The organism is Pseudomonas sp. TUM22785, from assembly GCF_028198105.1.
GTDB classification, from domain to species: domain Bacteria; phylum Pseudomonadota; class Gammaproteobacteria; order Pseudomonadales; family Pseudomonadaceae; genus Metapseudomonas; species Metapseudomonas solani.
In genome coordinates, this window is the sequence record NZ_CP116239.1 from 3,062,727 (window position 1) to 3,085,377 (window position 22,651).

The window sequence follows — 22,651 nt, forward strand, 5'->3', positions numbered from 1 at the left end:
TGAAACCCATTCGGTGGTGCCTCGCATCTGATGGGTTTCGCCGGGCTCTACCCATCCTACGGACTCGTCCACCTTCCCCAACGGAGCCACGCAATGCCCCGCACCCTGAACAAGGACACCCGCCTGTGCATGTCGCTGTCGGGCCGCCCCGGCAATTTCGGTACGCGCTTCCACAACTCGCTCTACGAGCAACTGGGCCTGGACTACGTCTACAAGGCCTTCACCACCCAGGACCTGCCGGCCGCCATCGGCGGCATCCGCGCGCTGGGCATCCGTGGCTGCGCGGTGTCGATGCCGTTCAAGGAAGCCTGCATCGCCCACCTCGATGAGCTGGACTCCTCGGCGGCGGTGATCCAGTCGGTCAACACCATCGTCAACGACGACGGCCACCTCAAGGGCTACAACACCGACTACCTGGCGGTGGCCAGCCTGCTGCGCAGCCACGGCGTCGACCCGCAGGCGGACTTCGCCCTGCGCGGCAGCGGCGGCATGGGCAAGGCGGTGGCCTTCGCCCTGCGTGACAGCGGCTTCACCCAGGGAACCCTGGTGGCACGCAACGAGGTGCGCGGCAGCGCCCTGGCCGCCACCTGTGGTTTCGCCTGGCAGGCGGAGCAGGGCGGGTTGCGCCCGCGGCTGTTGGTGAACGTCACCCCCATCGGCATGGATGGCGGCCCCGAGGCCGGGCAGCTGGCTTTCGACGAGGCCACCATCGAGGCCGCCGAGGTGATCTTCGACGTGGTCGCCATCCCCGTGGAGACCCCGCTGATCCGCGCCGCCCGCGCCCTCGGCAAGCGGGTGATCACCGGCGGCGAAGTCATCGTCCTGCAAGGGGTGGAGCAGTTCGTGCTATACACCGGCATCCGCCCCAGCGCCGAACAGATCGCCGAGGCCGCCGCCTTCGCGCGCAGCTGAGGCCGCCACGAGGAGCACGTCGATGATCAAGCAGCTTGGCGACACCCCGATCCTCCCCATCCACCGCGCCAGCTGCCACTGCGGCGCCGTGGTGCTGGAGCTGACCCTGCCGGACGGGGTGGTGGACCCGCGCCGCTGCGACTGCTCCCTGTGCCGGCGCAAGGGCGCCATCGTCGCCAGCGTGCCGCTGGCCGGGCTGCGCGTGGTGCAGGGCGCCGACGTGCTCACGCTCTACCAGTTCAACACCCTCGCCGCACGGCATTACTTCTGCTCCCGCTGCGGCATCCACACCCACCACCAGCGCCGCTCCAGCCCGGGCCAGTACGGCTTCAACGTCGGCTGCCTGGACGGGGTCAACCCCTTCGACCTGGGCGAGGTGCCCACCAGCGACGGGGTCAATCACCCGGCCGATCGCTGAGCGGGGGCGTCGGGTTTCACCCGGACCTACGCAATGCCAGGGATACACCGATCGTGGGAGCGAATTCATTCGCGATGCGCTTCCCCCACGCACCAAACACAAAGGCCGCTGTCCTCCCGGAGCAGCGGCCTTTTCGTTGTCATCCCGGCTCAGGTGAGCAGCGCGATGAGGATGATGATCGGGATCGGTACACCCAGGAACCAAAGCAGCAGCGAACGCATGGTCGTTCTCCTCGTTCAGCGAAGGGGGGCGGTGCGGTGGTAGGCGAGGCCGTCGGTCACCGTGTCGCGGCTGCGACCGCCACGGGTGGCGGCGAAGCTGGCGGTGAAGGCACCGATGAGCAGGGCGACGAACATCCACAGCGAGGCATGGATGCCAGCCTTGCGGGCCGCATCGGCGGCCTGGCGGGCGTCGTTCACGGCCTGCTGCGCCATGGCGTGGACCTGTTCGACGCGGGCCTGGGCTTCGGCCTGGGTCAGGTTGGTGCGCTGGGCCACCAGGCGCACCAGGTAGTCGTGGTCCTCGGGGCTCAGCTGGCCACCGTCGGCCAGGCTGCGGACGAAGATGCGCGACACCACGCCGTGGGCGGCATCATCGACGGTGGGGGCCGGACGGTCGTCACGGAACAGCGTGTCGATGTAGTAGCCGTAGGGGGTCTGTGCATCGTCGCTGGCGCCGGGCGCGGTTCCGGTGCTGGCACCGGCGGCGATCGCCGCACCGGCCTGCACGCCACCGCCCACCAGGTTGCCGACGGTGCCTACCAGCAGCGCGGCGGTCACCAGCGTGGCGACGGCCCAGGCGAGGAAGCCATGGGCGGTGTCGCGGAAGAACACCTCGTCGCCGTGCAGGCGGCTCCAGCGCAGCCTCAGGCGCCCGGCGAGGTAACCGCCGAGGCCGGCGGCCGCCAGCTGGGTGAAGGCCAGCCAGGCGATGCCGGCGAAGCCCAGCCCCTCGGCACCTATGCCCTCGTGTTGCCAGGGCGAGATGGCCGCGAAGCCGAGGCCCAAGCCCAGCAGCACGAGGATCAGGGACAGCGCGGCGGCGGCCGCCGCGCCAGCGAATACCGCGCTCCAGGAAACGCCGGGGGCGTCGTTGACTTCCAGGGCGGTTGCGTAGGCATCAGAAGTGGTGTTCATCGTCGTGTCCTTGTTCGGGAAGGCTCAACGCCGTGACCGCCAGGGGCGACGGTCACCGTGCCTTATTTGCCGGCACTCATGGAATTGGGTGCCGGACGGCGGGCAAAGGTTCAGGGATTATCTTGCGGGCTCGACGTGCACCGGCGTGCTGGTGCGGCGGCATTGGCTCCTCTAAAGTGCGGCGACGCGTTTTCATCGTTTGGTATCGCCATGGGATTTCTGGATTTCCTCTTCAACCGCAAGCCCTCCCCGGATGACTTCGCCGTGCTCTTCGAGTCCGCTGCGCGCAAGGCCGGCTTCAAGGGCGAAATGACCTATCGCCCCCGGGAATTCCGCCTGGTGTATGGCGACAGCGCCTTCTTCAACCTGCACAACGCCTACCGTGAATATTGCGGGCAGCGCGGTGCCAAGCGCCGGCAGGCGTTGCAGAGCTACATCACGGCGCTGTGCGAGAACCAGCGCAGCCTGGCGCTGCCGCTGGACGAGGCGCGGCCGCTGCTGCTGCCGGTGGTGCGCAGCCGCGGAATGATCGAGGACCTGCGCCTGCACCACCTGCGCACCGAGGGCAACGACCTCGAATTCGATCCGGTCTACCTGCCCATGGGCGACGACGCCGTGGTGCTGCTGGCCATCGACCACCCCGAGTCCACCGCCACCCTGGTGCAGGGCCCCGACAAGAGCTGGGGCATCACCCTCGAAGAGGGGATGGCCATCGCCCTGACCAACCTGCGCGACAGCACCGGCGACAGCTTCGTCGAGGTGGTGCCGGGGCTGTTCCGGGGCAACTGGAACGACAGCTACGACATCAGCCGCATCCTCCTGCCCGACGTGCTCGAGCGCCTGCCGCTCAAGGGCCGGCCGCTGTTCATGGTGCCCAGCCGCGAGACCCTGCTGGTGACCGGCGACCGTGACGGCCACGGCCTCGCGGCGATGGTCGAGCTGAGCCTGGAGGCCGCGACCGAGGGCCGCGCGATCTCCTCCGGGCTGTACTGCTACCAGGACGGCAAGGTGGCTCCCTACACCGTGCACAACCCGCTGCTGCAAGCCCGCCTGGAGCGTATGCGCCGTCTCGCCACCAAGGCCGAGTACGACACCCAGAAGCACGCGCTGGACCTGATCCACGAAGAGAACAGCACCGACATCTTCGTCGCCACCTACCAGCTGTATGCCGTCCAGGAAGACCCCGACATGCTCTTCTCCATCGCCAGCTGGACCGAGGGCGTGGACAGCCTGCTGCCCCGCGTCGACCGCCTGGTGCTGGTGCGCCCCAACGAAGACTGCAGCGACGCCGAGACCCGCGCCGTTTCCTGGGAGCAGGCCATGGCGCTGCTGGGTGATCTGCTCGAAGAAGCCCCCGGCTTCTACCCGCCGCGCTACCGCACCCTGGGCTTCCCCGAACCCAGCCGTGCCGAGCTGCTGGACGAGCTGGGCTAGCTGGCTTCCCGGGCTGAAGCCCGGGCTACCGGTAGGTTGGCGCCGAGCTCGCGAGGCCCAACGCTGCTGGGCTCGATGGGGCACCGCTGCTACAAGGGCTTCTCCTTATGGAAAACGCCTACAAGGCAACGCCGTTGCGGGCCTACAAGGGGCTTGGATAGGGTTCCGCCGCTGCTTTCCACAGAAAGCAGTCGGGTGTGGAAGCCCGGCATCAGAAACAATGACCCATGCCATAGCGACGCCTGGCGTCGGCAGTCTATGGCGGACCGTGTGAGTGGGCTCGCGCCCAGCCGGTTTTGGGTCGTTTCCCGGTACTTCCACCTCGCACGGTCCGCCACCCTTCATGCAGTGGGTGGCGGCTCTATCACAGGATGGATGGAGTACTGCCATGAACCTTCCCGAGATCACCCCTCGCATCTTCCTGCGTCACCAGCGTCAACTGCGCGCTTTCCTGATGGGCCACGAAGCCTGGTTTTCCACCCGCGACCTGCGCCGCCTGCTCAACACCGATATCAACCGCCGGACCCTGTTCCGCCTCTGCGACGACCAGCACCGCCGCGTGCGCCTACGCACCGCCAACGGCTGGTTCGAGGAAGAAGCGGTGGTGAGCGAATCCGGCCTGCACGACCTGCTCAGCGTCTACTGCTTCCACCCGGAGAACCGCATGCTGCGGCGTTGGGTCAGCCAGGAGGTGGTGGCGGTGCTGCGCATCGGTTGAGGGGGCTGCCAGGCAACGCACCAGCGGTGCGTTGCCGAGCCTGCCCCGGGCTGAAGCCCGGGCTACGTCGCCGGCGTGGCATACCCGTAGGTTGGCGCCGAACCTGCGAGGCCCGACGCAGCGGTGCATCGATCAGAGACGCAGGCCGAGCTGGATGACCGCTTCGGTACTCAGCCGCACCAGTGGCGCCAGCGAATAGGCCCAATGACCGCCGGCGAGGCCTTCCCACTCATCGTGATGCTGTTGCTCTTCCACGAGGATCGAGCCGATACAGGCGCTGGCAGCGGGGTCCTGATCGGCCAGGGTCGCCAGCTGTTCGTCGAGATGCCGCAGCACCACATGCTCCACAGCCGCTGTCGTCGTTGCGATGGCGCGCTGGCCCAGCAGCCCGGTGATCAGCCCGAGCAGCCATCCACCCCCTGCGCAGAGCCAGTAGCTGCGGCAGCGTGGGACGCCTCGCTGTGCCAGTTCGGCGCGAAACACTTCACGGTGGCCGCGCTCGTGTTCGCGGAACTCCTGCAACCGGATGACCAGGGACGGCGCCGTCAGGCGCGCCATGAAGATCTGCCCGCTGTAGATGCATACCGCACCCATTTCGCCGGCGTGGTTGACCTTTAGGAAGCGGCTACCGGTATTCAACACGGGGGGCTCCGAGAGGTGGGAGGTGAGATGAGGTCGGTTCAGAACAGCGTTCGCAGCCGGTGTCCCCTGGGCGCACCACAGCCACCGTAGTTGCACAGGATGCTGTTGCCCGCCTCGGTGGGCAGCAGCTGCACATTGGCCTCGACGTCGAAGGCGATTCGGTAGCGGCTTGCAGCCTGGTCGGACAGCGGCACCATGAGCTGCGCGCGGCCGCAGTCGCCGGCGTCAACAGCCAGGTCCCACTGGCCGTAGGGAAGCTGGAAAGCGGCCGACTCTGCCGTCTCCAGCTGCACGGCGAGCTTGCCATTGATGTAGACGCTGGCCAGGCATTTGCGCCCCCACCAGGCATCGTCGCGGTTGACGATCAGGTACTGGCTCGGCTCGGCCGGTGTTTCCTGATAGGCGAACAACCGCTCTGGCGGAACCGGCCAGGTCTGGTTGGCGGGGATCTGTTTGCTTTGGCAAGCGGTGAGCAGCAGGTAGCAGAGCAGCAGGAGAGGGCGCATGGTTCATCCTTGAATGGGTGTTGCCGGGCGTGAATATATACGGCGGCCAGGCGCCGGAGAAATGGATCGCTAACGATTACCAGGATTCATAAGGGATGCCGTGTTGTTCGATATAGGCCGCCGATTCAGGCTCAAGCGCGGGCCAGGCGTACTGCCCATTGGTTTCGCCTTGGGACGGCCCCAGTGGTTCGACCTTGGCCTGGTAGCGCCCGATCTCGATATTCGACAGGCATGGCCCACCCACCCATGCCTTGGCGATGCCACCGGGAGCCATGCCGATGGAGATGTCGTATCGATAGAGGTTATCGACCCATTGGCCATCGGCTCGGCAGAAAGCCCGTTGTGGTTTGAGCATCTCGTCGCGTACCCATTGCGGGATATCGATGCGCAGCTTGTAGGTCTGGGGCTCCACCAGGGACTGCCAGCGCACGAACAGGGTTTCGGGCAAGTCGACATTGCTGACCGGCATCATCTTCCCACCACCGTCGTACCAGCCGGGCGTCTTGTCGTTGTAGGCCACTACACCGCCGTGGATATCGAAGTACGCGTAACCACGGCGATCGATGACATCCACGCTTTCCACCCAGACCTCCATGAAGCGGGGTGCACCTATACCTACACGCCAGCGTTTGTATGGGATGTCTGGAGGGCCATATGCACCGGCACATCCAGATAGGACAAAGATCAGAAAGGCGAGAAGGGGGCGCTTTATTGCGGGTACCCCGCTTGCGGTTTGTTGTCGAGGATGAAGCGGGCGTCGGGGAGCCGGTCTGCCAGCCGGCCCCCTGCCCAGGCGTGGCGATTACCAGGATTCATAAGGGATGCCGTGCTGCTCGATATAGGCCTGCGCGGCCCCAGTGGGTGGGCGGTAGTAGCGCCCATTGGAGTGGCCCTCGTAGGGGCCCCTCGTATCGACCGTGGCCTGGTAGCGCCCGATCTCGATATTCGACAGGCAGGGCCCACCCACCCAGGCCTTGGCGATGCCACCGGGGGCCATGCCGATGGAGATGTCGTATCGATAGAGGTTATCGACCCATTCGCCATCGGCTCGGCAGAAAGCCCGCTGCGGCTTGACCATCTCATCGCGTACCCATTGCGGGATATCGATGCGCAGCTTGTAGGTCTGGGGTTCCACCAGGGACTGCCAGCGCACGAACAGCGTTTCGGGCAAGTCGACATTGGATGCCTGCTTCATGGCGCCACCGCCGTTGTGCCAGCCAACCGGGTTGCCGGTGTAGCTGACGACTCCACCGTGGATATGGAAGTACGCCAGTCCTCGGCGATCGATGACATCCACGCTTTCCACCCAGACCTCCATGAATCGTGGCGCGGCAAGACCGACGTACCAGTAGTCATAGGGCAGCCTCGGCTGGCCGGAGCCTGCCGCGCAACCGGCCAGGGAGAGGATAAAAAGGGCTAGCAACAGGCGCTTCATTGCGGGTACCCCGCTTGCGGTTTGTTGTCGAGGATGAAGCGGGTGTCGGGGAGCCGGTCTGCCAGCCGGCCCCCTGCCCAGGCGTGACGATTACCAGGATTCATAAGGGATGCCGTGTTGCTTGATATAGGCCGCCGATTCAGGCTCGAGCGCGGGCCAAGCGTACTGTCCATTGGTTTCGCCTTGGGACGGCCCCAGTGGTTCGACCTTGGCCTGGTAGCGCCCGATCTCGATATTCGACAGGCATGGCCCACCCACCCAGGCCTTGGCGATGCCACCGGGGGCCATGCCGATGGAGATGTCGAAGCGATACTGGTTATCTCGCCATTGCTTTCGTCCCGAGCAGTAAGCCCGTTGTGGCTTGAGCATCTCGTCGCGCACCCACTGCGGGATATCGATGCGCAGCTTGTAGGTCTGCGGCTCCACCAGAGACTGCCAGCGCACGAACAGGGTTTCGGGCAAGTCGACATTGGATGCCTGTTTCATGGCACCGCCGCCGTTGTGCCAGCCAACCGGGCTACCGGTGTAGCTGACGACTCCACCGTGGATATGGAAGTACGCCAGTCCTCGGCGATCGATGACATCCACGCTTTCCACCCAGACCTCCATGAATCGTGGCGCGGCAAGACCGACGTACCAGTAGTCATAGGGCAGCCTCGGCCGGCCGGAGCCTGCCGCGCAACCTGCCAGGGCGAGGATGACGAGGGCCAGCAACAGGCGCTTCATTGCGGGTACCCCGCTTGCGGTTTGTTGTTGAAGACCAGCCGCTGGTTGGGTGCGGGTTTGCTGATCAGCAGCCCCTTGCTCGGTGTCCAGTGGGCTGACAGGTGGATATAGCGTGCCCACAGGTGGCGCTGGTCGTCGGGGCTCAGCCGGGACGGGGCACCTTGTACATAGGCGAGGATTTTCTCGGCAATAGGGGCAAGGTCATCCGGAATGGCGAACTCCGGTGATGAGGGCAGGGATTTGAACGGCACCCCATGCTTCACCCCCAGCTCACGCATGGCGCGCAAGGCCACCCGCGATAATTCGCCACGCACCTTTCGCTGTAGCACGACACCGACCAGGGCCTGCAGGCCGGTTCGCTCCTGATCGGGGTGGGTGCCCTGGACCGGCCAGGCGTTGATCCGGATTTCGCCATCGCCGGGCAGGCCGAGGGACCGGAGGCGGCTGACTTCGTGCTGCGCCTCCAGCCACGCCGGGGTGGCGTCCAGCGGTTGGCCGGGGCGTTCTGTTGCCAGGCGCGGTTGGGAGGCCAGCAGGCGTTCTTCCATCAGCGGCGGATAGCCACCCCCGATATCCGAATGGACGCCTGGCAGGCTGATTTCCTGGTGATGCGGGGCCACGCTGTTGAGCGCGAAGTTCCAGCGCCGCTCGGAACCTGCCACCAGCTGGACCACCTTGCGCGCGCAGCCGGGAGGCAAGTAGAGGTTGATGCCGGGGTTGGCGACGTTGGCCGGGCTCCAGTCGCCCCGCAGCGGGTCGACCGTCGCCGCCACGGTATCGAACAGGCCGATGAAGTTGAGGCGGGTATCGCGCTGCCAGTCGAAGCTGCTGGCCAGGCCGAACCGGCCGGCCTGGAGCACCTCGGCCAGCAGGCCGCCACCGGGCTTGAGCACTTCGTTGGCGAAGTGCCGAGCCGCCGCCGCGCCGCGACTGAAACCGAATAGATCTAACTCCAGCCCCCGGATCTGGATGCCAGGGTTGGTTTTATCAAAACGATCCAGCTGATCGGCAATCAGCCCTGGGCTCTGTGCAACCCGATGCAGGATGCCGGTCTCGCCTCGCCCACTCACCTGGGCCGGCAGTACGGAGTCCGATCCGCCGCTGGTGGTGCCAATGCCTTCAAAATAAAGGCGCGCGAAGCCTGTGGCGGCGTCTGCAGAAATGGGTGTGGCGGTGTTGTCCGGATACAGCGCATAGAGATACGCCACATTGCTCGGCGCATTGCCGTAGCTGTCGTCAGGCACTTGGCGGAAGAGGCCACCCTCGTCGGGGTCGCGGTAACCGTAGCGGGCGCAATGGCTGATGAGGGCGCTCAATGCTCCTTCGTCGAACTGCTGGCGATCTTCGCGCCGGCACTGTTCGGTGAGCGCCGAGTTGGCCTGGTTGTTACCGGTGCCATCGAAGAACAGGCCCAGGCGCAGTGTGATGCCGATGTCCTTCCGTTCTTTCTCGGCTGTCTTTTCCGCCAGTTGGTTTTTTCCGGGGGGAGGGCCAGCAGGGCGCACGGCGGCAAGCGGGGCTGCGGCCAGAGCGGGGGCGGCGCGTGTTGCGGTCGGGCTGGCGGTGGTCTCTTTGCGGTAGACCGCGTCGTACAGCGTAGGGATGAAGGTGGCACGGCAGGGGCAACTGCTGATGCTGTCCAGGCTGCCCGCCACCAGGCGACCGCTGCTTTGGATGAAAGAGACCCCTCCCATGATCGTGTAGATGCCCGGGTGCTTGCCGCAGGTGACGCGGTCCCCCATGCGGGCGTGGGCAATTCCGAACATGTTGACGAGGTTGTCCGCCTCGATCACCACACCCCCACAACTGGTCTTGTCGCCTCGGCGAATGAAATAGCCGGTTGCCATGTCGATTTCCTATCCCCTGTCGTTGAGCGGAGCCCGCGCGCCTGGAACGCCCTGCCGTGAACCGCGCCAGCAGCCCGCAATCGGGACAGGGCGCGAGGCCTCAAGGCTCGGGATGTGGCAAGGGAAAGGAAATCGGAAAGGGCTGAAGGTGGGGCGTGTTCTGTCCGTAAAGGCTCGACGCATCCGGCCGGGCCTGGAAGGCACGCAATGCGCTGAAGGGTTGGCTGTCACGCGGGGTGGGGCGATTGAGACCCTTCGCCAAACTAAAGATTGGCTATACCTGCTGTGGGTTCCTGGCCTTACTGGCGGGTGTTAATTATCTGAGCCAGGGCTCTGGCATCCCGAGTGGCCTGCCTTTTCCACGGGATGGGAACGGAACCCCTGTATCGGTCCGCTAAAGGATGCAGGTCAGCGGAAACATGGACATGTTGAACAACAATAACGAGCGGCTCATCCGCCTGCGGGATATCGAAAAGCGCTATCGGCTCGCCGAGCAGGAGCTGCGCATCCTCAGTGGGGTCTCCCTGGAGATCGCCCGGGGCGAGAGCTGCGCCATTCTCGGCAGTTCCGGCTCGGGCAAGAGCACGCTGCTGAATATTCTCGGCCTGCTCGACCTGCCCAGCAGCGGCTTCTACCACCTGGGTGGCCACGATGTGTTCACGGCCAGCCCGGATGACCTGGCGGCGCTGCGCAACCGCCTGATCGGCTTCGTCTTCCAGAGCTTCAACCTGCTGCCCCGGCTCAGCGCGCTGGACAACGTCGCCTTGCCCCTGAGCTACCGCGGCGTGGCCCTGCGCGAGTCCCGCGAGCGGGCCCATGCCATGCTCGAACGGGTCGGCCTGGCGGCGCGGGCCGGGCACCTGCCGGCGGACCTTTCCGGCGGCCAGCGCCAGCGCGTGGCCATCGCCCGTGCCCTGGTGGGCGAGCCGGCGCTGATCCTCGCCGACGAGCCCACCGGCAACCTCGACGCCGCCACCGCCGAAGACATCATGCAGCTGCTGCTGGAGCTCAACCGCGCCAATGGCGTGACCCTGGTGATCGTCACCCACGACCCCGGCATCGCCGCCCGCCTGGAACGGCGCATCCGCGTGCGCGAGGGCAGGGTGGTGGACGAGGCGGTCCCGGCATGACGCTGCTGGAGTCGGCCCCGGCCCCCTCGCTGACGCAGTTGCTGCACGAGGCGCTCGGCAGCCTGCGCAACCTCGGGCGGCGCTCGTTGCTGGCGCTGCTGGGCATCGTCATGGGCAGCTGCTCGGTGATCGCCCTGTTGAACATCGGCCAGAACGCCGCCGACCAGGCCATGAGCGTGTTCCGCGAGATGGGCACCGAGGCGGTGGTGGTGCAGCTGCCTTCCGTGGCGCGGGGGAGCGACGGCCTGCCATTGGTGCTGGACGGCCCGACCCTCGAGGCGAGCGTGCCCGGCATCGAGCATGTCAGCCCGCTGGTGCTCTACAGCGGCCAGGTGGTGTTCCACGGCCGCACCCGCAGCCTGGCCCTGGTGGGCGCCGATGCATCCCTGGGCGATGCGGCGCGCTTGCGGGTGGCCCAGGGACGCTACTTGTCGGCTTTCGACGCCCGCCAGACTTTCGTTGTGGTCGGTGCCCAGGCAGCCCTGGCGCTGGGGGTTCCGGGCGACCCGCTGCAGCTGGGCGACCGTGTGCGCATCGATGATTACCAGTTCCAGGTGATCGGCATCCTCAAGCCCCAGGGCGCTGGCGGCATCATTCCCTTTACCGCCGACGACGCGCTGTTCCTGCCGCCGGCGGGCATGGCGCGCATCAATCCGGCGCCGAGCATCAGCACGCTGATCGCCCGGGTGGTGCCGGGCAAGGACGTGGCCACCATCGGTGAGCGCCTGCTGCAACGGGTCAACCGCGAGATCGCCGGCGAGCAGAAGGGCACCTTGCAGGTGGCCCAGCAGATGATCGACGCCATGCAGCAGCAGACCCGCACCTTCACCTACCTGCTGGCGGCCCTGGGCGGCATCTCCCTGGTGGGCGGCGGGGTGGGGGTGATGAACGTGATGCTGATGAACGTCAGCGAGCGGCGCCGCGAGATCGGTGTGCGCATGGCCCTGGGTGCGCGGCGGCGCGACATCCGCAACCTGTTCCTGCTGGAGGCGGTGACGCTCACCGCCGCCGGTGCCGTTTCCGGCGCCTTGCTCGGCGTGGCTGCCGCCTGGGGCTACGCACGCCTGTGTGGCTGGGACTTCGCCCTGGCGTCCTCGGCATTGCCGCTGGGCATTGGCAGCACGCTGCTGGTGGGGCTGTTCTTCGGCCTGCACCCGGCCATTTCGGCCGCGCGCCTGCAGCCGGTGGAGGCCCTGCGTGATGCGTAGCCGCCTGCTGCCCTTCGCCCTGCTGATGGTCATCCTGCCGGCCCAGGCCAAACCCTGGGGCGAGGAGCGCCTGGACCCCTCGGCGCCGACCATGGAGCGCCAGGGTAACGGCCCGCTGCTCAGCGAGCAGATGGCCGACCTGTCATTGCTGGATGCGGTATTCCTCGGCCTGCGCAACAACCGCAGCATCCAGAGCAGCTACCTGCGGCGCATCGCCGAGAAGTTCGACCTGCGCGTCTCTGAAGACGTGTTCAACCCCAAGCTCTATATCACCGGCAGCTACCGGGCCAACCGCAACCACGAGGACCGCTACCGCGACGGCCGCATCGGCCCCACCGCGACCGTTCTCAACGAGTACGGCACCCAGTTCGCCCTGGGCTGGAGCAAGGGCTACAACGATGCCGACCGGGCCGGGCGCACGCGTAACGATGGCGTCGACCTGAGCATCATCCAGCCGCTGCTGCGTGGCGCCGGGCGCGAGGTGAACACCGCACCGGTGCGCCTGGCCCAGCTGTCGGAACAGGCCAACCGGCTCAACCTCAAATCCAGCGTCTCGCAGACGGTCACCGCCATCATCAGTGCCTACCGCAACCTGCTGCGCGCCCAGGAGCAGCAGCGCATCGCCCGCGCCGCCCTGGAGCGCACTCAGCAATTGGTTACGGTCAACCGCTCGATGATCGAGGCTGGGCGCATGGCCGAGTTCGAGATCGTGCAGACCGAAGCCGACCTCGCCACCCAGGAGCTGAGCGTGGAGGAGGCCGCCAACCAGCTGGATTCCGCGCGCCTGGAACTGCTGCGCCTGCTGGCCCTGGACCTGTCCTCGCAGGTGCGCGCCAGCGATGCCCTGGAGGCCGAGCGCATCGAAGTGAACCGCGAGCAGGCGGTGAAGCTGGCCGAGCAGCAGCAGCCGGATTACCTGCGCCAGCTGATCACCCGCCAGCAGGCGGACATCAACCTGGTGGTGGCGAAGAACCAACGGCTCTGGGACGTTTCCCTGGAGGTGGGGGGCAGCCAGACCCAGGACCGCTACGACTACCCGTACAGCAGCGGCAGCAACCGCTCCTGGGACAGCTACGCCGGGGTGCGCGTGGACATCCCCATCGGCGACCTGACGCGGCGCCAGGGCGAGGTGCAGGCGCGGGTCAATGTCGAGGACCAGGAGCTGCAGGTGGCCGATGCTCGCCAGGCCCTGGAACGCAACGTCACCGATGTGGTGCGCGATGTCGGCACCCGCTGGCGCCAGCTGGAGATCGCCAGCCGCGCCCTGGACCTGTCGCGGCGCAAGCTGGATATCGAGCGCGACAAGCTCAACGCCGGACGCTCCAGCAACTTCCAGGTGCTCAGCTTCGAGAGCGACCTGCGCAGTGCCGAGAACGCCCGCCTCAATGCGCTGATCGCCTACCTCGACGCGCAGACGCAACTGGACCTGGCCCTGGGCATGACGCTCGACAGATGGGACATCTCGCTCAATGACTACTGACCGCTCCCCGCTGGCCCGCCGTGGCCTGCTGCTCGCCGTCGCCGTGCTGGCCATTGCCGGCATCACCTGGGGCCTGCGTGATGCGCCGGGCGCGGCACCGGCCGCCCTGCGCTGGCAGCGCGTGGACCCGGCACCGCTGGAACACAGCATCGGCCTGGTGGGGCGCATCGAGCCGGAGAAGACCCTGGCCCTGGGCGCGCCCTTTGCCGGCATCGTGGCCGAGTCCCTGGTGGAGGCGGGGCAACGGGTCAAGGCCGGGCAGTTGCTGCTGCGCATGGATGTCGCCGAAACCGAGGTGCAGCAGCGCGATGCGCTATCGGCCCTGCTCAAGGCGCGGCGCGCGGTGCAGGAGCTGAAGGACTGGGACAGCGGCGAGGAGATGTCCCGCGCCCGCCGGACCCTGCGCAGCGCCCAGCTGGCCCTGGCCAGCACCGAGAAGAAGCTCGGCCAGACCCGCGCGCTGTTCGACCGCGGCATCATCCCGCGCAACGAGCTGGAAGACCTGGAACAGCAGGAGCGCCTGCAGCGTTTGGACCTCAGCGCCGCCGAGCGCGACCTGGCCCGTTCCCAGGCGCGCGGCAGTGGCGAATACCTGCAGATCGCCGAAATGGAGCTGGCCAATGCCGAGGTCAAGCACCAGGCCCTGCGCAAGCTGTTGGAGGCCAAGGACATCAAGGCGCCGTTCTCCGGCATCGTTGTCGCGGCCCCCGGCCTGAGCCTGGAGGACGCCGCACGCGGCCCGGTGCAGGCCGGCTCCCAGGTGACCCAAGGCGCGCCGCTGTTCGGGTTGGCCAGCATCGAGCAACTGAAGATCGTCGCGCGGGTCTCCGAGCTGGACGTCAACCAGCTGCGCGAAGGCATGGCGGTGGACGTGCAGGGCGATGGCTTCGAGGGTGAGGCGTTGCATGGGCAGGTGAGCGTGGTCGGCGGCCAGGCGCTGCCGAGCACCCAGGGTGGCGCACAGTTCGAGGTGATGGTCGCCATCCCCGACCTCAGCGAAGAACAGATGCGCCGGGTGCGCCTGGGCATGAGCGCACGGCTGTCGATCCTTGCCTACCGCAACGAAGCGGCCATGGTGGTGCCGCCTGAGGCCCTGCGCAACGCAGAAGGGCGCTGGCTGCTGGATTACCGCCCCACCCTCGAACAACCCGAGCGCGAAGTGGAAGTGCGCACCGGCCGCTCCACCCCCGCCGGTGTCGAAGTCTTCGGCCTGGAGCCCGGCTTCGTCGGCGTCTCCGGCTGAGCCTCCGCGTTTCGTCATCCCCGCCGGGTTTCACCCGGCCTACGCCGAACCCTCATGCAAATTCCCGTAGGTTGGCGCCGAGCGTAGCGAGGCCCAACGCCGTGGAGCCCATTGAGGCGCGGATGTGTTGGGCTTCGTGCCTCAGCCCAACCTACAAGGCGTGCTTACCCGGCCCACGCCTAACCCTCATGCAATCCCCGTAGGTTGGCGCCGAGCGCAGCGAGGCCCAACGTTGCTGTGCTCATTGGGGCTCCGATGCGTTCGGCTTCGTCGCTCAATTCAACCGGCGAGATGCAACGGTTTTCAGCCTCCAACTCGCACGATCGCGCGTATTACCCGGCTTTCTGCCTGCAGATTCGCCGTGGATGGACGCGGATTCATTTTTCGAACAATCAATTCATGCACCAGAACGATGCGGCGGATGGGCGAGTGTCCGTGATGGAAACACCCGTCAAGCCCCGAGTTGTCGGGATAGTCAGCTATATGGCGTGCGACCTTTGACGCAGGTGTGTAGGAAGTTCCCGCTTTTGCGGCTTCGCTGGCAGGCTCTGGAGCGGGGGTACCCAACCTTTTGCTAGGTATGAAATGCGGTCCAGCAACCTAATCTCGTTCCCGGCGCTACCCACTGGGAAGTCACCCACAAGGGCACAAGCCCGGGTCCCACAGGTAAGACGCCGATGAGTAACAACCCCTGGCGAGTCGGTAAAGATCGCTACGCATTGGAACGCAGCAGGGAGGTGGCAACGGATGCTCCATTTTTCGCCTGTATCAGGCAACGCCCCTATCACTCGCCGGGAATCTGCCGCCCGGCTCCCTCGCCTCGTATCGAGCCTTGTGCCCGAGCCGATGCGTCCTTTTCGCCCTGGTGGCGGAAGCGGTGGAAACCCTCTCGCAGGCCGTCGTGTGTCCATGGCCCTGCATCGAAACGAGCGTGACTGAACAACAGCGTTGAGGAACTCGTCCGGCACTTGCTTCGGCAAGTACCGGCCCGATCAGTGCCATGCGGACGTTGTTGGATGGATGACATGACGCAGCCTGGATAGCTGCACTTCGATTGTTATCTGCCCGCAACGGAAGTTGGCCTGGGAACTTGCCCGGAAACAGTGTGGCGTCGCCGATTGAAACCGGAATTGGAATAACGTCCGCCGGTAACTTGAAGCAGCGGGTGACTGGGCAAGTTTGAAAAGCGGTCATGGGTTAAACAGGAAGGTCTTCGTGGTGTATTCCCAGTGACCAAAAACAAAACCATGTTTTGCTTATTCAACCAAGGAACGAAAACAATGAAAATGTCCAAAATCTCCGTTGCTACCGCTGCTCTGGCTCTGTGCATGGGCGCTTCCTCGGCCATGGCCGTAACCATTACCCCGGCCAACACCGCCTTCTCCGCCAAGGGTGTTTCGGTGGTCAAGCCTGGCTTCCTGTCGCCCGTGACCTGCAACGTGGAATTCATCGGCACCACCTCCGTGGGCGGTGCTGACAAAGCCACCATCACTGCCGTGAACATCACTGGCGGCGGCTTCTGCGGTGCAGCCAGCGCAGCCGGCCTGCCTTGGACCCTGACCGCTTCCAGCCTCACCGCTGGCAACGTCAGCGGCGTCAAGTTCACCGTGGCCGGTATCAACTGCAGCTCTTCTCCGGTCACCGTGACCGGTGGCTGGAGCAACGCCACCAACACCCTGACCCTGACCCCGAACCAGCCGGTTGGCTCCTGCACCATCCAGAGCCTGTATGTCAGCCCGACCCCGGCATTCACGCTGGTTCCGTAAGCGTGAACGGCCTTCCCATCCCAGGGTGGGAAGGCCGCTTTCATTGTGATTGGAATACTGTCGCTATATGGGTTCAGCACATTCGGCAAGTAAGAAACGTTTCGAGCCATTAGTGAGGAAGTTTGATTTTCTGAACTATTAGTTGTGCAGGACGCGCCCCGTGAGGCAGAAAACTATAATAAGCAAGGAGTTGTCATGAAGACGTATTCGAAGCGCCCCTCTCTTTTCAATTTCACGTGCAAACGCAGTTTGCTGAGCCTGGCCGTACTCAGTGCCGTTATCGGTGTTCAACAAGCCGAAGCCGGTGCCTTTGCCGTACCTACCTATGGCACGCCCGGTTGGGGCCGTGCCTTCGCCGGTGGCTCGGTGTGGAAGAACGATCCCAGCGCCGCCTTCAACAACCCGGCTGCCATGGCCTTTATCGAGCGTCCCATCGGCCAGGTGTCGGCGATCTATGCCGATATCGACATGAAATTCAAAGGGGAGGCCTATGACTACGCGGGCAACCCCCGTAGCGAACTCATCGATGTTAACGGGCCCGAAACTCGGGAGCTGGGTGATGGCGGTAACGGCGGGTTCAGCAAGTGGTTGCCCACCCAGTTCCTGGTCATCCCTGTCGGTGATCGCTTCGCTATTGGCCTTGGTCAAGTTGTCCCCATGGGCATGCGCAGCACGTGGGACAAGAACTTCAAAGCCAAAGACTTCGCCCTGGATACCAAGATCGAGACGGCGGCCCTGGCCGGCTCGCTGTCCTTCAAGATCGATGATCAGTGGGCGGTCGGCGGTGGGGTTGTGATTCAGCGTACCCAGGGCTTCGTGAGCCAGAACGTGGACCTCATGGCTGCCGCTGCGGCAAACCCGGGTTCCATTTTCGCAGGTGGCTTACCCAGTGGTGTCACCAGGGCGACGATGCGTGTGAAGGTCGACAACGTATCCCCGGGCTGGTTTGCCAGCGTTGCCTGGAAGCCAACCGCCCAGGACACCTTGGGCCTGGCGTACCACGCCAAGATCAAGAACGAGCTGGACGGGGACTACAACTGGCATTTCTCGGATGCCAATGGATTGAACTTCCTCACCTCGCCCGAATTGATGAACCCCGATGCTTTGGCACAGGCGGGCTATGCAGGGCTGATATTGAATCCCAATGGTGACCACGCCGAATCGCGCATGGACATCCCGGCCATGGCCACCTTCGACTGGGTGCACGATTTCAACGACAGCTTTAGCCTGGGCGCCAGCGTGACCTGGACCGAGTGGTCGTCCTTCAAGTCCCTGAAGCTGGAGTCCCACGGCAACCTGATCGTCGACATTCCCTACAACTACAAGGACACCTGGATGTACTCGGTGGGCGGTGACTACCGTCTCAACGACCAGCTGACCCTGCGCGCGGGCGTGGCGTTGGACCAGACGCCGACCCGCAACTCCACCCGCGATGCGCGCATCCCCGACGGTGACCGTACCTTCGTCTCCCTGGGTGGCAGCTACCGCTTCGCCTCCGACCCGAACCTGAGCGTGGATGTGGCCTATTCCCGCCAGTTCGTCGATGAAGGTCGCCTGCGCACCCAGAACCAACCGCGTCTGGGCGGCGGCAGCGTCGATGGCAAGGTGGAATCCAAGGGGCAGATCTTCAGCGTCTCGGCTACCTACATGTTCTAAGGCTGGAAATTCCCCATCTGTGCTCTCGATCGTCACCCGGTTCCCGGGGCATCGGGCCGATCAGAACAGGTGGGGAAGTTGGGGCGGGTCCGGGCTCGTGTCCTCACCACGGGTGGGCCTGCCCCCTTTTTACGTCGGCCGCCGGAAGGAATCAGCGGCCTTTCTCTTTTCCCTCGGGGCATTTCCTGTGCCCGTGCAGGGTGTCTTTGTTCGGGAGCGCCTGGGCCCTCAGCCCCTCCACCCCTCTGGGCAACACGGCGGCAAACTCAATCAGCGATGACGTTGTGTCGATCATCCTTGGCGCCAGCCCCCACCAGCACCTGGGCTTCGTCTTCGCTGATCAGCGCGTCGCCCGCCGGGCTGCGGATTACCGAAGCGCGCAGGCCATCATCGGTGCTGATGACGATGTCGCGGATCGGCATTTCGCTGTGGTTGCCGTTCAGTTCGATGGCGCAGGTGCCGCCTTCCAGATCGATGTTCACGGACATGTCGTTCTCCTTGCATGGCTGGGCCTGTTGGGTAGAAGCGCCCGAGCCCCTAAAGGTTCAGGCCGGGCGACCGGGGGCTCAGGAGTAGAAGGCCGAATGGTGGGGAAAGTCGCCCACCCGCTCGCCGATCACCATCTCGCTGATCCAGTCGGTCAGCAGGCCGGTGTAGGCCTTTTGGCTGCGGTCGCCGCTCAGCGCGTGGTCGGCGCCGTCGAGGATGCGGTGGGTCAGCGAGTGGGCGCGCTCGAAGGCGGCGCGGTAACTCATGATGGTCGGGTGCGGCACGAAGTCATCGTGTTCGGATTCGACGATCAGCACATCGCCCTCGAAGGCGGCGCAGGCCGCCAGGGCGCGGTTCTCGCTCGGGCGCACGGCGGTCAGCCGGTAGCTCGCCAGGCGTTGGCGGTCGAGGGCGTGCTTGGGCGTGTCCCACTCATCATCCCAATACAGCGCGGGTACCCGCAGGGCCAGCCAGCGCACCGGGCGCAGGGTGCTGAGGATGGTCGCCAGGTAGCCGCCGTAGCTGCTGCCGATCACGGCGATGGCCGAGGTGTCGGTGGCGGGGTGGCTGGCAAGCATGTCGTAGGCGGCGATCAGGTCGTCGAGGTTGTCGGCGCGGGTCACCGTCTGCTTCTGCACCTCGGTCTTCTCGTGGCCGCGCAGGTCGAAGGTCAGGCACACGCAGCCGAGCCCGGCGATGCCCTTGGCCCGTGCCAGGTCGCGCTGCTGGCTGCCGCCCCAGCCGTGGACGAAGAGGATGCCCGGCACCTTGGCGGCGGGGGTGAGGAAGGTCCCGGCGATCTGTTCGTTGGCGACCTGGATATCCACGCTTTCGCTACGCGACGCCATAAGGTTCCACCCTCGCGAATTTACTGATGGGGCCGACTTCGGCATCGTCGCCCTGGTAGAGCAGGGTGGCCCCGCCCGGTATTTCGAACCCCGCGCCGTAGCGCTCGACGGTCGCCGCGCGGATGCACGTCAGCTGCGGATCGCCGGCGAAGGCTTCGATCGCCAGTATTTCCGCCGCGCTGGCCCCGCCGATGCGCCAGGATTGCTCCAGCACCCCCGAGCGCAACTGGCCCCGGGCATTGATGCCCTGGGCGATGTCGTAATTGCGCCGCGAGGCGAGAAAGCCCGGGAAGCATGCCTGCGCCGCCTGCTCATAGGCCCGGGCCTGTTCGATGGCCAGGTGCACCGGTTCGTCACCGGCTAGGTCCAGCAGATCCTTCCAGCCACCGCGTGCCACCAGCAGTTCCGAGCCGCCGTAGACGGAGACACCGCCGTTGTCCTCGGTCAGCCCCTGGGTGCCGAAGTAGCTGGCGGTGATGCCGGCCACCTGCACCTGGCCGACGCTGTAGGTGAGGACGTCTTCCAGGTGCTCTTCCAGCACCAGGCCCCAGGTGGCGATCTCGTCGAGGTCCTGGGCGGCGATGGCCTCGCGCAGCTGGTTCTCGTCGGTCACCCGGCACTGGCCGCGCCCGGCGGTGGCGCGCACCGGCTTGACCCGCACCGGCCCGGACAGCAGCAGGCGGATGCCGGCCTGCATGGCGTCGTCGATGTTGAAGGCGCTGTAGCCGCTGAGCACCGCGCGCCCGGCGAGGTGGAAGAAGCCTTCCGACCAGCCTGGCGGCGCATGGGCGGAAGGGCCGGGCAGGGGATGGGTGATGGCCTTGGTGGCCATGAAGGGTTCGGCGACCATGCCGCCGAAGAAGTCGGCATCCGAACGGATGCCCAGTTCACGGGCCTGGCCACGGCCGATCAGGGTGTCGTTGGGGATGAAGTAGCGCGCCCGCGTAGCGCTGTCTTGTCGATCTGCCAGGAAGGGCGTGTCGAGCAGGGCGGCGATATGTTCGCCGAGCCAGTGGTGCACGCGGCGTTCATGCTCGGGCGCGTCATGGCGGACATCGAGCAGGGCGACCCCTTCGCGGGGTGGTGGGGATTCAGGCATGGGGCTGCTCCTCGTGGCGACGGGTGATCAGGGGGCCTGCCAGGTGCCGCCGCCGCTTTCGCAATCGATCTTCGCCTGCGCCGGGTCCTTGGCCGTGTAGTGGTAGGTGACCACCTTGGCGTCGGCGGGGATGTTGGCCGGGTCGCTGCCTTCTTCGCCGCTGGACTGCGGGTTGGCCAGCGCCTCCTGGGTGAGGGCGCCCGTACAGCGGCCGAACCAGCCGCTCTTGCAGCTGGCTACCTTGCGCTTGTCGCTCTGCAGCATGTCCTTGCTTTCGTTGCTGCAGGACCAGTCGACCGCGCCGGCTGGCATGCCGGAGTACTCGTAGCAGGTCTCGGTTTCGACGCCGGGTACCTGGCGGCTCACCGGGTGGGTCTCCACCTGGCAGGCATCGGCCAGCGCAAGGGGCGAGGCCAGGCAGGCGGCCAGCAGCAGGGGCATCCTCAGGGTCATGACGGTTCTCCTCGCGCACCCTTGGCGCGCCGTGTGCGACTACTGCTGGAAGGGCGTTTTCACCAGGCTGGCCGGATTGACCAACTGCTTGCCTGGCGGCACCCGCTCCACCACTGGCAGGGGGTGCAGCTGATGCACGCTGGCGCGGGGGCGGGTACGGCTGATGCCGCGGTAGATGGCGGCGGCGCCGACCAGGATGTCGGCCAGCCCGAGCAGGCCGCGGGTGGCGACGCCCTTGCGGATCAGCAGGATGCCGCCGCCGATGGCGACCAGGCGTTCCATGTTGGAAGGTTCGGCCATGGGGTTCTCCTTGGTGGGCGCGACCGGGAAGGCCGGCCGCGCGTGATCGTCGTGGGTGATCAGGGGGGCGGTCAGGCGGCTTTCTTCAGGGCCTTGACCAGCTCGTCCTTGCGCATCCGCGAACGGCCGGGAATCTTCAGCGCACGGGCGCGGATCATCAGGTCGGCCTTGCTGGTGTCTTCCAGGCGGGTGCCGGGGCGTGGGGCGCCATGCTTGGTCGCCACGGCACGACGGGCCGAGGAACGACGCGCCGCCGCCTTGCTTGCCGGCGAGGTGCTGCGGCCCGAGCCGCCGGCCTTCTCGCCGCCGCCGGATTGCTTGTTGACCGTGGCCCAGGCGCGGGCCTCGGCTTCGCCCTGGGGCACGCCCTGGCGCTCGTAGCCTTCCTCGATATGGGCGGCCTTGCGCTTCTGGGCTTCGGTGTATTTGTCTTTGCTTCCGCGTGGCATATGAACCTCCGTGCGTCGCGTTCGACTCGCCCCGTGCGGCCTGTGCCGCTCCGGGGCCCTCAGGTTTTCTGAATGGCCCCGGCGGGCAGAGTTCAGGTTTTTGCCGGCGGGCCATGACCGGCGGTCGCGGTGCAACGTGCGAAATGCACGATTAGGTTGAACTCTCTCCGCCCCCCGGCGGACTCACCTCCTAGGGGATGGACGCGCGCTCCGCACCGGCTCCGGTGCACCACCGCACGACGTTGCGCAGCTCCGGCCGAACCGTGCCGGGCGGCACCTCCTCGCACGCATGCAATCGCGCACCGATAGGGCATAAGGACACCGCGACATGAAAAGAGACTGGGACCTGATCAGGGCCTTGCTGCTGGAGATCGAATCACTCGGAACCGGCCAGCACTTCCACCCCCAGCCCTACGCCGGGCACACACTGGAGTCGGTCAGCCACCACCTTCACCTGATGTGCCAGGCGGGCCTCGCCGAGTGCACCGCGCATCACCCGTGGAACGGTGACCCGGTGATGATCGCCAAGGGCCTCACCCTGGCCGGCCACGACCTGCTCGACCCCATCCGTGATGACGACGCCTGGGGGACGACCAAGGCCTTCCTGCAACAGCGCATGGGTGGCATCAGCCTGGAGACGCTGCGCTCCACGGCCCGGCCGCCCGCCACGGGCGACACCGCGCGTCACCTGCGCCTGGCGCACAACGACGCACTGTTCAACTGAGGGCTCGCGCCTCATCAGCCAAGGAGCAGGAC

General features: G+C 66.1%; 24 protein-coding genes. 11 read left to right on the top strand and 13 right to left on the bottom strand.

Going from position 1 to position 22,651, the window contains the following annotated elements; translation table 11 throughout:
• Window positions 1-93: 93 nt before the first annotated feature.
• Window positions 94-912, top strand: coding sequence for a shikimate 5-dehydrogenase (locus tag PI990_RS14255; RefSeq protein WP_271661030.1), 819 nt, complete (start codon window positions 94-96; stop codon window positions 910-912).
• Window positions 913-934: 22 nt separating this feature from the next.
• Window positions 935-1,330 (top strand): GFA family protein, encoded by a 396-nt coding sequence (locus PI990_RS14260; RefSeq protein ID WP_271661031.1) that lies wholly within the window; start codon window positions 935-937, stop codon window positions 1,328-1,330.
• 236 nt (window positions 1,331-1,566) lie between these two features.
• Here the strand turns inward: PI990_RS14260 and PI990_RS14265 are convergent, their stop codons facing one another.
• Complete coding sequence (locus PI990_RS14265; protein ID WP_271661032.1) at window positions 1,567-2,466, bottom strand: hypothetical protein; 900 nt, start codon at window positions 2,464-2,466, stop codon at window positions 1,567-1,569.
• Between the two features lie 210 nt (window positions 2,467-2,676).
• Between PI990_RS14265 and PI990_RS14270 the strand changes: the two genes are divergently transcribed.
• Together PI990_RS14270 and PI990_RS14275 are read left to right on the top strand one after the other, a co-directional pair.
• A complete protein-coding gene (locus PI990_RS14270) occupies window positions 2,677-3,900 on the top strand; it encodes a hypothetical protein (RefSeq protein ID WP_271661033.1) in 1,224 nt (407 codons plus the stop codon).
• A 388-nt stretch (window positions 3,901-4,288) separates the two neighbouring features.
• The gene (locus PI990_RS14275) at window positions 4,289-4,618 is read left to right on the top strand and encodes a hypothetical protein (protein WP_173174168.1); all 330 of its coding nucleotides are present in this window, start codon (window positions 4,289-4,291) and stop codon (window positions 4,616-4,618) included.
• A 132-nt stretch (window positions 4,619-4,750) separates the two neighbouring features.
• Here PI990_RS14275 and PI990_RS14280 read toward each other — a convergent pair whose 3' ends face one another.
• The 6 genes from PI990_RS14280 to PI990_RS14305 form a co-directional block, all read right to left on the bottom strand.
• The gene (locus tag PI990_RS14280; RefSeq protein ID WP_271661034.1) at window positions 4,751-5,260 is read right to left on the bottom strand and encodes a demethoxyubiquinone hydroxylase family protein; all 510 of its coding nucleotides are present in this window, start codon (window positions 5,258-5,260) and stop codon (window positions 4,751-4,753) included.
• Window positions 5,261-5,298: 38 nt separating this feature from the next.
• Window positions 5,299-5,766: a hypothetical protein gene (locus PI990_RS14285; RefSeq protein WP_271661035.1), complete on the bottom strand. Its 468-nt coding sequence runs from the start codon at window positions 5,764-5,766 to the stop codon at window positions 5,299-5,301.
• A 76-nt stretch (window positions 5,767-5,842) separates the two neighbouring features.
• Window positions 5,843-6,349: a DUF2931 family protein gene (locus PI990_RS14290; protein WP_333945558.1), complete on the bottom strand. Its 507-nt coding sequence runs from the start codon at window positions 6,347-6,349 to the stop codon at window positions 5,843-5,845.
• Window positions 6,350-6,568: 219 nt separating this feature from the next.
• Window positions 6,569-7,201 carry a DUF2931 family protein gene (locus tag PI990_RS14295; RefSeq protein WP_271661036.1) on the bottom strand — a complete coding sequence of 211 codons (633 nt, stop codon included), beginning with the start codon at window positions 7,199-7,201 and terminating at the stop codon, window positions 6,569-6,571.
• A gap of 90 nt (window positions 7,202-7,291) precedes the next feature.
• Complete coding sequence (locus PI990_RS14300) at window positions 7,292-7,927, bottom strand: DUF2931 family protein (RefSeq protein ID WP_271661037.1); 636 nt, start codon at window positions 7,925-7,927, stop codon at window positions 7,292-7,294.
• The gene (locus PI990_RS14305; RefSeq protein WP_271661038.1) at window positions 7,924-9,774 is read right to left on the bottom strand and encodes a PAAR domain-containing protein; all 1,851 of its coding nucleotides are present in this window, start codon (window positions 9,772-9,774) and stop codon (window positions 7,924-7,926) included. The genes PI990_RS14300 and PI990_RS14305 overlap by 4 nt, the downstream gene beginning before the upstream one ends.
• A gap of 425 nt (window positions 9,775-10,199) precedes the next feature.
• On the opposite strand from PI990_RS14305, the gene PI990_RS14310 reads away from it, so the two are divergent.
• From PI990_RS14310 to PI990_RS14335, 6 genes are all read left to right on the top strand, one after another.
• Window positions 10,200-10,904 carry an ABC transporter ATP-binding protein gene (locus tag PI990_RS14310; protein WP_031288220.1) on the top strand — a complete coding sequence of 235 codons (705 nt, stop codon included), beginning with the start codon at window positions 10,200-10,202 and terminating at the stop codon, window positions 10,902-10,904.
• Window positions 10,901-12,112, top strand: a complete 1,212-nt coding sequence (locus tag PI990_RS14315) for an ABC transporter permease (protein WP_271661039.1) — start codon at window positions 10,901-10,903, stop codon at window positions 12,110-12,112. Before PI990_RS14310 ends, PI990_RS14315 begins: the two co-directional genes overlap by 4 nt.
• Complete coding sequence (locus tag PI990_RS14320) at window positions 12,105-13,592, top strand: TolC family protein (RefSeq protein WP_043244721.1); 1,488 nt, start codon at window positions 12,105-12,107, stop codon at window positions 13,590-13,592. The genes PI990_RS14315 and PI990_RS14320 overlap by 8 nt, the downstream gene beginning before the upstream one ends.
• Window positions 13,582-14,835 carry an efflux RND transporter periplasmic adaptor subunit gene (locus tag PI990_RS14325; RefSeq protein WP_271661040.1) on the top strand — a complete coding sequence of 418 codons (1,254 nt, stop codon included), beginning with the start codon at window positions 13,582-13,584 and terminating at the stop codon, window positions 14,833-14,835. The genes PI990_RS14320 and PI990_RS14325 overlap by 11 nt, the downstream gene beginning before the upstream one ends.
• A gap of 1,280 nt (window positions 14,836-16,115) precedes the next feature.
• Window positions 16,116-16,601, top strand: coding sequence for an alkane oxidation protein activator PraA (gene praA / locus PI990_RS14330; protein WP_271661041.1), 486 nt, complete (start codon window positions 16,116-16,118; stop codon window positions 16,599-16,601).
• 195 nt (window positions 16,602-16,796) lie between these two features.
• Window positions 16,797-18,257, top strand: a complete 1,461-nt coding sequence (locus PI990_RS14335; RefSeq protein WP_271661042.1) for an outer membrane protein transport protein — start codon at window positions 16,797-16,799, stop codon at window positions 18,255-18,257.
• A 266-nt stretch (window positions 18,258-18,523) separates the two neighbouring features.
• On the opposite strand, the gene PI990_RS14340 is transcribed toward PI990_RS14335, so the two are convergent.
• The 6 genes from PI990_RS14340 to PI990_RS14365 form a co-directional block, all read right to left on the bottom strand.
• Complete coding sequence (locus PI990_RS14340) at window positions 18,524-18,745, bottom strand: DUF3203 family protein (protein WP_021220774.1); 222 nt, start codon at window positions 18,743-18,745, stop codon at window positions 18,524-18,526.
• 78 nt (window positions 18,746-18,823) lie between these two features.
• Window positions 18,824-19,594, bottom strand: a complete 771-nt coding sequence (locus PI990_RS14345; RefSeq protein ID WP_021220773.1) for an alpha/beta hydrolase family protein — start codon at window positions 19,592-19,594, stop codon at window positions 18,824-18,826.
• Window positions 19,581-20,693, bottom strand: a complete 1,113-nt coding sequence (locus PI990_RS14350) for a DUF3182 family protein (protein ID WP_271661043.1) — start codon at window positions 20,691-20,693, stop codon at window positions 19,581-19,583. Before PI990_RS14350 ends, PI990_RS14345 begins: the two co-directional genes overlap by 14 nt.
• Window positions 20,694-20,720: 27 nt before the next feature.
• Window positions 20,721-21,146: a hypothetical protein gene (locus PI990_RS14355; protein WP_271661044.1), complete on the bottom strand. Its 426-nt coding sequence runs from the start codon at window positions 21,144-21,146 to the stop codon at window positions 20,721-20,723.
• A gap of 39 nt (window positions 21,147-21,185) precedes the next feature.
• The gene (locus PI990_RS14360) at window positions 21,186-21,446 is read right to left on the bottom strand and encodes a hypothetical protein (RefSeq protein WP_271661045.1); all 261 of its coding nucleotides are present in this window, start codon (window positions 21,444-21,446) and stop codon (window positions 21,186-21,188) included.
• A gap of 71 nt (window positions 21,447-21,517) precedes the next feature.
• A complete protein-coding gene (locus tag PI990_RS14365; protein WP_184490209.1) occupies window positions 21,518-21,895 on the bottom strand; it encodes a Rho termination factor N-terminal domain-containing protein in 378 nt (125 codons plus the stop codon).
• Window positions 21,896-22,223: 328 nt separating this feature from the next.
• On the opposite strand from PI990_RS14365, the gene PI990_RS14370 reads away from it, so the two are divergent.
• Window positions 22,224-22,619: a DUF2513 domain-containing protein gene (locus PI990_RS14370; RefSeq protein ID WP_271661046.1), complete on the top strand. Its 396-nt coding sequence runs from the start codon at window positions 22,224-22,226 to the stop codon at window positions 22,617-22,619.
• Window positions 22,620-22,651 lie beyond the last annotated feature (32 nt).

What these genes read in the sequence shown, in the direction of transcription:
- PI990_RS14255 (WP_271661030.1), top strand. Translation starts at nt 94, where the DNA reads ATGCCCCGCACCCTGAACAAGGACACCCGCCTGTGCATGTCGCTGTCG.
- PI990_RS14260 (WP_271661031.1), top strand. Translation starts at nt 935, where the DNA reads ATGATCAAGCAGCTTGGCGACACCCCGATCCTCCCCATCCACCGCGCC.
- PI990_RS14265 (WP_271661032.1), bottom strand. Translation starts at nt 2,466, where the DNA reads ATGAACACCACTTCTGATGCCTACGCAACCGCCCTGGAAGTCAACGAC.
- PI990_RS14270 (WP_271661033.1), top strand. Translation starts at nt 2,677, where the DNA reads ATGGGATTTCTGGATTTCCTCTTCAACCGCAAGCCCTCCCCGGATGAC.
- PI990_RS14275 (WP_173174168.1), top strand. Translation starts at nt 4,289, where the DNA reads ATGAACCTTCCCGAGATCACCCCTCGCATCTTCCTGCGTCACCAGCGT.
- PI990_RS14285 (WP_271661035.1), bottom strand. Translation starts at nt 5,766, where the DNA reads ATGCGCCCTCTCCTGCTGCTCTGCTACCTGCTGCTCACCGCTTGCCAA.
- PI990_RS14295 (WP_271661036.1), bottom strand. Translation starts at nt 7,201, where the DNA reads ATGAAGCGCCTGTTGCTAGCCCTTTTTATCCTCTCCCTGGCCGGTTGC.
- PI990_RS14300 (WP_271661037.1), bottom strand. Translation starts at nt 7,927, where the DNA reads ATGAAGCGCCTGTTGCTGGCCCTCGTCATCCTCGCCCTGGCAGGTTGC.
- PI990_RS14305 (WP_271661038.1), bottom strand. Translation starts at nt 9,774, where the DNA reads ATGGCAACCGGCTATTTCATTCGCCGAGGCGACAAGACCAGTTGTGGG.
- PI990_RS14310 (WP_031288220.1), top strand. Translation starts at nt 10,200, where the DNA reads ATGTTGAACAACAATAACGAGCGGCTCATCCGCCTGCGGGATATCGAA.
- PI990_RS14315 (WP_271661039.1), top strand. Translation starts at nt 10,901, where the DNA reads ATGACGCTGCTGGAGTCGGCCCCGGCCCCCTCGCTGACGCAGTTGCTG.
- PI990_RS14320 (WP_043244721.1), top strand. Translation starts at nt 12,105, where the DNA reads ATGCGTAGCCGCCTGCTGCCCTTCGCCCTGCTGATGGTCATCCTGCCG.
- PI990_RS14325 (WP_271661040.1), top strand. Translation starts at nt 13,582, where the DNA reads ATGACTACTGACCGCTCCCCGCTGGCCCGCCGTGGCCTGCTGCTCGCC.
- praA (WP_271661041.1), top strand. Translation starts at nt 16,116, where the DNA reads ATGAAAATGTCCAAAATCTCCGTTGCTACCGCTGCTCTGGCTCTGTGC.
- PI990_RS14335 (WP_271661042.1), top strand. Translation starts at nt 16,797, where the DNA reads ATGAAGACGTATTCGAAGCGCCCCTCTCTTTTCAATTTCACGTGCAAA.
- PI990_RS14340 (WP_021220774.1), bottom strand. Translation starts at nt 18,745, where the DNA reads ATGTCCGTGAACATCGATCTGGAAGGCGGCACCTGCGCCATCGAACTG.
- PI990_RS14345 (WP_021220773.1), bottom strand. Translation starts at nt 19,594, where the DNA reads ATGGCGTCGCGTAGCGAAAGCGTGGATATCCAGGTCGCCAACGAACAG.
- PI990_RS14350 (WP_271661043.1), bottom strand. Translation starts at nt 20,693, where the DNA reads ATGCCTGAATCCCCACCACCCCGCGAAGGGGTCGCCCTGCTCGATGTC.
- PI990_RS14355 (WP_271661044.1), bottom strand. Translation starts at nt 21,146, where the DNA reads ATGACCCTGAGGATGCCCCTGCTGCTGGCCGCCTGCCTGGCCTCGCCC.
- PI990_RS14360 (WP_271661045.1), bottom strand. Translation starts at nt 21,446, where the DNA reads ATGGCCGAACCTTCCAACATGGAACGCCTGGTCGCCATCGGCGGCGGC.
- PI990_RS14365 (WP_184490209.1), bottom strand. Translation starts at nt 21,895, where the DNA reads ATGCCACGCGGAAGCAAAGACAAATACACCGAAGCCCAGAAGCGCAAG.
- PI990_RS14370 (WP_271661046.1), top strand. Translation starts at nt 22,224, where the DNA reads ATGAAAAGAGACTGGGACCTGATCAGGGCCTTGCTGCTGGAGATCGAA.